At 67.4% G+C, this 8,305-nt stretch carries 7 protein-coding genes and 1 pseudogene; 3 read left to right on the top strand and 5 right to left on the bottom strand.

From position 1 onward, the window contains the following. Positions 1–290: pseudogene (locus tag MIC448_RS07670) on the top strand (hypothetical protein); the annotation flags it as partial. Positions 291–804: 514 nt separating this feature from the next. Continuing rightward, positions 805–1,974 carry a carbohydrate-binding domain-containing protein gene (locus tag MIC448_RS07665; protein ID WP_036298038.1) on the top strand — a complete coding sequence of 390 codons (1,170 nt, stop codon included), beginning with the start codon at positions 805–807 and terminating at the stop codon, positions 1,972–1,974. A gap of 61 nt (positions 1,975–2,035) precedes the next feature. Here the strand turns inward: MIC448_RS07665 and MIC448_RS07660 are convergent, their stop codons facing one another. Beyond that, positions 2,036–2,596, bottom strand: a complete 561-nt coding sequence (locus tag MIC448_RS07660) for a TetR family transcriptional regulator (protein WP_036298035.1) — start codon at positions 2,594–2,596, stop codon at positions 2,036–2,038. Between the two features lie 108 nt (positions 2,597–2,704). Here MIC448_RS07660 and MIC448_RS07655 point away from each other — a divergent pair, with 108 nt between their 5' ends. Next, the gene (locus MIC448_RS07655; RefSeq protein WP_036298034.1) at positions 2,705–3,727 is read left to right on the top strand and encodes an SDR family NAD(P)-dependent oxidoreductase; all 1,023 of its coding nucleotides are present in this window, start codon (positions 2,705–2,707) and stop codon (positions 3,725–3,727) included. A gap of 63 nt (positions 3,728–3,790) precedes the next feature. On the opposite strand, the gene MIC448_RS07650 is transcribed toward MIC448_RS07655, so the two are convergent. The 4 genes from MIC448_RS07650 to MIC448_RS07635 all read right to left on the bottom strand — a co-directional run. Further along, entirely contained in the window at positions 3,791–5,683 is a 1,893-nt protein-coding gene (locus MIC448_RS07650) for a heavy metal translocating P-type ATPase (RefSeq protein ID WP_243419926.1), read from the bottom strand. 78 nt (positions 5,684–5,761) lie between these two features. Next, positions 5,762–6,184, bottom strand: coding sequence for a DUF1801 domain-containing protein (locus MIC448_RS07645; RefSeq protein ID WP_036298037.1), 423 nt, complete (start codon positions 6,182–6,184; stop codon positions 5,762–5,764). Positions 6,185–6,206: 22 nt separating this feature from the next. Next, positions 6,207–7,328 carry a DNA alkylation repair protein gene (locus MIC448_RS07640; RefSeq protein WP_036298032.1) on the bottom strand — a complete coding sequence of 374 codons (1,122 nt, stop codon included), beginning with the start codon at positions 7,326–7,328 and terminating at the stop codon, positions 6,207–6,209. A gap of 69 nt (positions 7,329–7,397) precedes the next feature. After that, positions 7,398–8,305, bottom strand: a 908-nt coding sequence (locus tag MIC448_RS07635; RefSeq protein ID WP_036298031.1) for an asparaginase domain-containing protein, incomplete at its 5' end; no start/stop codon positions are given.

The raw sequence follows: 8,305 nt of genomic DNA, 5'->3' as shown, positions 1-8,305 counted from the left end.
CACCGATACACCACGTCCCAGGACTTGACCTGATTGGTCCAAATCAACGCAACCTCGGCTCGCTCCATCAAGACATGTGGGAAGGGTCGGGGCAGGAGCTGGCGGCCAGCGGACTGCTTGGCGTATATCCAGTTGGCGGCTGGTGGAAACGCAACCAGCGCAAAGATCGGCTCAACATCCCGGTTCGTTACTCGCTGATCGTGTCTCTAAAGACCCGGGAGCAAGGCGTCGATCTTTACACGCCGATCGCAACTGACCTCCAGCTGCCCATTGAGATCGCTGACGCATGAGAGATCTGCGTGTTTCCGAGATGGCCCGCTCCGGCTGACGAACTTAAGCATTGCCCGCCAAAAACCTGATGATCCCTTCGGGTCCAAGTCGCTGATCCGCTGGCGCGCCGTGCTGTCCCGGGTGTACCCGATCATGAGCGTGAAGACGACTTGGAACAGGGTGCCGAGTGCGCCGATGAAGACGCCCCATCGGGCTCGGCTCTCGCCCGTTTCAGGGTTCCCCGGGATGCTCAGCTGGAGGCGGGCAAGCATGCCCAGAACAAGACCCGCGATTGGGATCACAAAAGCGGCGATGAAGCCGATCAGAGCCAGGGTATTCGTGTTCGGACAAGCCTCGGAGTGATTGCCCGCCGCTCAGAGGAGTCTCCTCCAGCGTGCTCGTAGCCGACTCTCCGCGGAGCGCGCCGACCGGTCGCCAACCCAGTGCGGGGGCATAGACGGCGCAAAGGATCCGGATAGGGGCACGCGGTGTAGTGGTGATCCGCCACGAACGAATATGACCCAAGGATCGACCATGAGACGACTCGCCCTGACCTCCACCGCCCTCCTGGCCTCTGCGCTCCTGGTGTCCGGATGCGCTGTGACTGCCACCACCTCGAGCACGCCCACCTCGTCCAGCTCCGCATCGACCACCGAGTCGAACTCGACCGTCACGGTGGATACGAGCAACGCCAGCGGCGACATCGACTGGAGCGCTCTGCCGACCACTGAGGTAGGGCTCACCGACGACGGCCTCACCATCACCGAGGCCGGCACCTACGTCCTGAGTGGATCCACCACCGGACAGGTTGTGGTGGGCACCGACGGGAATGTGCGCATCATCCTGAACGGCGCCACGATCGCGAGTAGCGCGGGCGCCGCCATCCAGGTCGACAGCGCCGAAACGACAGTCATCGAACTCGCGGATGGCACGACCAACACCGTCTCCGACGGATCCACGCGCAGCGACGACCAGATCGACGACGAAGAACTCGACGGTGCCATCTACTCCGCGGATGACCTGATCATCACAGGTACGGGTTCGCTCGATGTCACCGCGACATTTGCCGACGGCATCGTGGGCAAGGACGACCTATGGATCGAGTCCGGAACGATCACCGTCGAGAGCGTCGACGACGGCATCCGTGGCACCGACTCGCTGACGATCAGCGGCGGCACCATCGCGATCGACGCAGCGGGCGACGGCGTGAAGTCCAGCAACGATACCGACGCCGGAGCGGGGCAACTCGTCGTCTCGGGCGGTGACATCACGATCACCACGGGCGATGACGGTGTCAAGGCCGAGCAGCAGGTGACGATCACGGGCGGCACGATCGACATCCTCGAATCCGTCGAGGGCATCGAGGCGCCCGTCATCGTGATCGATGGTGGCGACATCTCGGTCGATGCGAGCGACGACGGCATCAACGCCGCCGCGTCGGCCATCGTCACGAGTGGCCTCAGCGTGACGATCAACGGGGGAGACATCACGATCGTGATGGGCTCGGGAGACACCGACGCGATCGACAGCAACGGTGACCTCACGATCACGGGCGGCACGATCGACATCACCGCGCAGTCGTCGACCGACTTCGACGGGACGGGAACGTTCTCGGGCGGAACCCTGATCGTCAACGGCGAACAGCTGACGGAACTGTCGAACCAGATGATGGGCGGCGGCGGCGGTGGCGGCCGGCGACCGTAGGACGTGACGTTCCGGCGGCGTCGACCCGCCTAGACGAGACCGAGAGCGCTCAGTCCGCTGGTCACGCTGCCCCGCGCTGGGCAGGCGTGACCAGCTGCTGGATGGCGGTCGCGTACGTCCGGATCAGTGCCTCGGGATCCGCATCGAGAAGCGCGGTGTCGCGCACCAGCCAGAGCGTGGACATGAGGCCGCCGACGGCGGCAGCGACGAGCCGCGCGCGCAGGTCGGCGTCGGAACCCGTGAGGATAGCGCGGAGCGGCTCGACGAAGTTGTGATCGTGCGCAAGATGGAGCGCGGATGCCACGTCGCCCGCGTCGCTGGCGCGCACGAGAGCGAGATACACGCCCCGCACCTCGTACTCCGTGTCGATGACGTATCTGACCAGGCGCTCGCCGAGTGTCTCCAGGGGGAGCTCGAACCGCAGAGCCCACTCCGGCGGGATCTGCATGGCGTCGAGGAAGAGCTTCTCCTTCGACCCGTAGTGCCGGATGACGAGCGCCGGATCCGCGCCGGCCTCGCGTGCGATGTCCCGGATGGATGTCGCCGCGTATCCGTGATCGGCGAACAGAGAAGCCGCCGCGTGCTTGATCGCCGTCTTGCTTCGTCCTCGTTCGCCGCCCATTTCACCCTCCGCTCCGAGTATGCCCTGATCAAATGTCACCATCGTTGACTTTGTTCCCCCTGGGGATCAGAATCGACCTGACAGTCGAGGGCGACGGAGGAGAATCTCATGGCGAAAAACGATCGACCGCTCACCGCGAAGAGTTCGGTCGGGGAGTGGCTCAAGCATCCGGTCGGCGGCGCTCTGCTGCGTGAGATGCTCGCGCAGGGTGGCCAGAGCGAGAAGGCGCTCGCGCCAGTGAAGTTGCTCTCGTTGCAGCGTCTCGTCGCGATGAGTCAGGGGCAGCTCAGCCAAGAAGTCGTCGACGATCTCGTCCTCCGGGCGAACGGCGGCGTCGTCGTGGAAGACTCCGACGACGACGAGGAGACCGGCTGGATCGAGCAGATCACACCGGGACGATTCACGGGAAAGACCGTCGTCGTGACGGGTGCTGCATCCGGTATCGGTCGCGCGACCGCCGCCCGGATCGTGCGCGAAGGTGGACGCGTCATCGGCGTCGACGTCTCCGCCGAGCGGCTCGCAGACGTCGCAGAGTCGCTGACCGACGGAGACTTCGTACCGGTCGTTGCCGACATCACCGACCCCGACGGCATCGACGCGATCATGTCGGCGGCCGGCGATCGGATCGACGGACTGGCGAACGTCGCGGGAATCATGGACGACATGTCGCCGCTGCACGAGGTGAGCGACGCGATGTGGGAACGCGTGATGGGCATCAACGTGACCGGGATGTTCCGGCTCACGCGGGCCGTCATCCCGGTCATGCTCGCCGCAGGAACCGGCTCCATCGTCAACATCGCCTCGGAGGCCGGCATCCGTGGGTCGGCCGCGGGCGCGGCGTACACGGCATCCAAGCACGCGGTGATCGGCCTCACCCGCAGCAGCGCGTTCCTCTACGCGCCGCAGGGCATCCGCGTCAACGCCGTCGCGCCCGGCCCGGTCGCAACCAACATCGGGGGTATCTCGATGGAGGGCGAATATCGGGAGCGGATCGCGAGCGCAATGACCGTGCTGCCCCCGATCGCCGAACCCGAACAGCTCGCGGCGTCGATCACCTTCCTGCTCAGCGACGACGGCACGAACCTGACCGGGGTCATCCTGCCCTCCGACGGGGGCTGGTCGGTGATCTGAGGCGGCGCCTCCTCTTCGCCCCCATCTCGCGGCCGTTCGGCGGGCGTGAACCACCGTGATGCCCTAATCGGTGACGGCCTTCTTCGGGAGCTTCTTCGTCGCGGGCTCGAGCCCGGTGGGCGGCCCGCCGAGCGCCCGAAGCGCATACAGGATCGTGGCCAGGTCGACCAGCTCCTGCACGAGGGCACCGGCCACGGCCGGGATGACCCCGGTCGTAGCGACGAGCATGAGGCCGACGCTCAGGCCGATGCCGATCCAGATCGCGGTGAGAGCCACCCGTAGGGTGTGTCTGCCGATCGACACCGCATCGACGACGTTGGCGAGAGAGTCGACCAGGATGACGACATCGGCGGCCTCGCCGGCCGCGGTCGCGCCGCGCGCGCCCATCGCGACCCCGATATCGGAGGCGGCCAGCACGGGCGCGTCGTTGATCCCGTCGCCGACCATCATCATCGGGCGCGGACGCATCTGGGCGGCGAGCTGGACTTTCTCTCCGGGGAGGAGCTCCGCGTGAACATCCTCGATACCGACTTCTCGAGCGATCGAGTCTGCTGTCGATCGGCTGTCTCCGGTCAGCACGACGAGGCGTTCGACGCCGTGCGCGCGCAGCCACGAGACGACGGCGGATGCTTCGGGCCGGGGGTCGTCCGCCAACACGAGAACCCCGGCGAAGCGGCCGTCAATCGCGACGTACGCGGCGGCCTCACCCGCGGAGAGCGTGGCTCTCGTGGTCTCGGGAGCGACCGAAGCGACGTAAGCGGGCTTTCCGACCACGACGGAATGCCCGTCGATGAGGGCCGTCACCCCGTTGGTGGCGTTCTCGCTGGCCTCCTCAGACATCATCAACTCGAGTCCGCGGTCGAGGGCCGCGCGGCGGATGCCGTCGGCGAGCACGTGCGATGAGTACTGTTCGGCGGAGGCGGCCAGGAGCAGCAGCCGATCCGCCGGGATGTGTTCGGACGGCCGGACGTCGACGAGAGCAGGCCGGCCCTGCGTGATCGTGCCCGTCTTGTCGAACGCCGCCGACCGCACGCGCGCGAGTTGTTCGATGACGGCGCCGCCCTTGATGATGACACCCGCCTTCGCGGCGCGGGAGAGGCCGCCGAGGAATGCGACGGGCGCGGCGATCAGGAGTGGGCACGGCGTGGCGAGCACGAGCACCTCGGCGAAACGCGTCGGGTCGCCCGAGATCGCCCACGCGGCCCCGGCCAGCACGAGAGCGACGGCCGTGAACGGGATGGCGAAGCGATCCGCGAGCCGCACGACCGGGGCGCGCGACCCCTCCGCGGCGTGGACGAGCGCGATGATCTGCTGGTACTGACTGTCGGCACTGCGGCGCACCGCCCGGATGCGCACCGCCCGTGATCCGTTGATCGCGCCCGAGAGGACCTCGCCGCCGGCTTCGCGACTCACGGGAAGGCTCTCTCCCGTGAGGGAGGACTCGTCGAACGTGCCGGTGTCGGAGAGCAGGATGCCATCGACGGGGACGATCTCGGCCGGGCGGATGAGCAGGACATCGCCGATCGCGACGTCGTCGACGTCGACATCCTGTACCTCGTCGGAATCGGAGGCACGCGGATGGGTCACGATATGGGCGATGCGCGGCGACCTGTCCAGCAGCGCCGTCAGATCTCTCTTGGCGCGGCGGGCCGCGAAGTCCTCGAGAGCTTCACCGCCCGAGAGCATCAGCACGATGATCAACGACGCGACGTATTCGCCGACGGCCAGAGTCGCGACCATGGCGACCACGGCCAGGATGTCGAGGCCGACGTGACCGCGGAGGACGTCGCGGACCATCCCGACGAGTGTCCACGCGACGAACACGCTCACGGCGGCGGTCGCGAGCCACCGCCCCGCGACTTCCTCGCCCACGGAGTGCAGGACGAGCACGGCGACGAGGATGATCGCCGCGACGGTGATCACGGGATACCGCCACAACATCCGGAAGGAGCGCACGATGTCAGCCTCCTCTCCCTGAGCGCCGATAGCCAGGCAGATGTTCTCCCGGCATCGGGACGGGCGTGCGCGGTCGGCCTACGGTGTCGGGTCGTCGCCGCGCTGCCAGGCGATCGCTATCAGGCGTTTGAGGATGTCGAGGTCTATGTCGTCGAGTTTCTTCACGTAGATGCATCCGGCGCCCTCGGTGTACGTACCGAGCTGCGGCAGCAAGGCCGCGCCCTCGGGTAGATCCTTGAGGCCGTAGAGCGAGAGCTGTGCCTTCCGCGGCGAGAATCCCGTCTTCGGCCATTCGCCCTTCGTGCGGGGATTGGCGGGAGAGACGTACTGGTAGCTGCCGTACCCGACGATCGACGGGCCCCAGAGCACCGGGTCGACGCCGGTCACCTCGCGGAAGATCTCGGCGAGTGCAATCCCGTCGGCGCGACGCCGCTGAGGCGTTGCGGCTTCGAGAAAAGCTGTGACATCGGCATCCGTCGCCCGCGTCTTGATCTCGCTCATCGCGCCATTATCGCTCGCGTGCTCACGGTGCCGCATCACTCTCGAGGGGTAGTAGCTCGAACGCAGCGGGCGGCGTCGCGATCCCGTTCACCTGCAGTGCGACGGCGTGCTCGCCCGCGTAGTAGCGGCGCGTAGTGATCGCACGAAAGGAATGCCGGCGGTCGATCGCCAGTTCTTCGCCGCGGGCGAGGTCGGCGGTTGCGAGCTTGAAGACCTTCGTGCCGAGTGAGCCATTGGCCCGGCGGTGGTGCACGACGTAGTCCACCGACAGACGCGCGGTTTCGGTGCCCGTGTTTCGGATGACGGCGGTGAAGCGGACCTCATCGCCCCACGGCACCCGGGCTTCGGAGATGAACGGCCCGTCGACCTGGACGGCCGCGGGCCCGAACCCGAGTAGGGCGAGAGCCTGCGGGTCGCCGCGCTTGACGAGCGTGCGGAGCGCATGGCGCACGAGGGCCGGGGTCGTGGGTGCGGGGGTGTCCAGCCAGCGCCGCGCCGTCGCGACGACGAGTTCGGGGGAGTCGCGGCTGAGGTCGTTGAGGTGGTTCGCAACAGATCGGCGCACGTACTCGCTGTCGTCGCGATACAGGGCGTCCAGAATGATGACCGTGACGCCGGGTCGATCGAGCAGGCCCGGCACGCGGACCGCCCACGGCAGGTACACGCGCGTGCCCTCGCTCGCGAGCCGCCGCACGTGCTCGTCCGGTGAAGCGGTCCAGTCGGTGACGATCTCGAGGGCATGGTCGAGGTCGTGACGGAGCAGCGTGCGGATCGCGAACTCCGCCGTCAGCCGACTCGTCAATTCGGAGAGCAATGCCATGGCGTCGTCGAACGAAACATCCGTCCCCTCGTCGACGGCGCGGGCCGCGACGGCGCTGGTGACGGGCCAGATCAACCAACCCGTGAAGGCGGCGTCGCGGGTGGCGGCAGAGCGGATGATTCGGGCGAGCGTCGCGTAGTCGCCCGGGACATCCGCCAGCAGGGCATCGCGCAGCAGGTCCGCGCGTTCCCGGAGCGACAGCCCATCGAGCGATTCCGCCGCGACGGGTAGCTCGCGGAGCTGCCGCCCGGGCATGGCGTCCTGGATGCACCGGGTCAGCTCGCGTGCCACCCCGACGCCGAGGAGTTCGTCTGCGAAGGGCATGCCCCCATCATCGCGCGGTCGTCCGACACCGGGGGCGGGCGCGTCCCCTCCCGTTCGCTTGCGGCCGGTTCAGTGCGTGTCGAAAACCTGCTGGTAGTCACGCACGCGCGCGTGAATCCGCTGCCACTCCTCACCCGTCAGAGCAGACGGATCGGCAGCCGGTGGCAGTGCCCCGAACCGCATGAGGCAGGCCATCAACAGCAGCCGGGCCTTCGTCGCGGTGAGGTTGCTGCCCGAGATGAACGCGGGCCCCGGACCGCCCCCGACCATGCCCTCCGCGTTGCCGCGGTTGACGCACACCACGGGCATTCCGCGGAGCACCGCCTGTTCGAGCGCCGCCGTCTCGGATTCGTTGCCGATGCCGAAGGGAGCCATTCCCTCGAGCACGAAACCCGCGAGGGGGAAGTTCTGGAGGTTCTTCTCGATACGTGCCAGGATCTCGACCTGCATGGCTGCGGAGTCGGAGAAATCGTCCATGCCGTAGCGCGCATACTTGGCGATCGTGACCTTCGGGATGGCGCTCTCGAGCAGCATTCCCGCGGGATCCTTGAGGGGGACCTCGACCGTGTTCACCCCGGTCTGTCCGGCCGTCACGCCGAGGACGACGTTGGGAATGCGGCGCAGGTTGACGGCGGAGCGCGACGTGTGCGCCTTGGCCGGGCGGTAGGTGAGCATGGGATCGCCCGGAGCGCCGATCGTGCCGATGATGCCGCCGTGCCCGCCGGTCGCAACGAAGCCGCCTGGCCGAGCATCCGCCTTCTGCGCGTCGCGCGCGGCGAAGATCTGCTCGTCCTGCACGAGCACGACACCGATCGCATCGGCGCCCTGCGTGTCCGCCCAGATGCGCGAACGGATGTAGGCGACGCTGTCGACGAGGTTGCGATCGCCGTCGTTGGCAAGCGCCCCGTGCGGCCGCTGCGAGGCGTTGCAGCTGAACGGGATGGTCGTGTCGATGAGCAGATTCAGCCAGTAGGCGG

The organism is Microbacterium sp. C448, from assembly GCF_000582705.2.
Taxonomy (GTDB): Bacteria; Actinomycetota; Actinomycetes; order Actinomycetales; family Microbacteriaceae; genus Microbacterium; species Microbacterium lacus_A.
This window is presented reverse-complemented; position numbering and strand designations above follow the sequence as displayed.

Excerpts from the sequence above, each read along its gene's own strand:
- MIC448_RS07665 (WP_036298038.1), top strand. The coding sequence starts at position 805 with ATGAGACGACTCGCCCTGACCTCCACCGCCCTCCTGGCCTCTGCGCTC.
- MIC448_RS07660 (WP_036298035.1), bottom strand. The coding sequence starts at position 2,596 with ATGGGCGGCGAACGAGGACGAAGCAAGACGGCGATCAAGCACGCGGCG.
- MIC448_RS07655 (WP_036298034.1), top strand. The coding sequence starts at position 2,705 with ATGGCGAAAAACGATCGACCGCTCACCGCGAAGAGTTCGGTCGGGGAG.
- MIC448_RS07645 (WP_036298037.1), bottom strand. The coding sequence starts at position 6,184 with ATGAGCGAGATCAAGACGCGGGCGACGGATGCCGATGTCACAGCTTTT.
- MIC448_RS07640 (WP_036298032.1), bottom strand. The coding sequence starts at position 7,328 with ATGCCCTTCGCAGACGAACTCCTCGGCGTCGGGGTGGCACGCGAGCTG.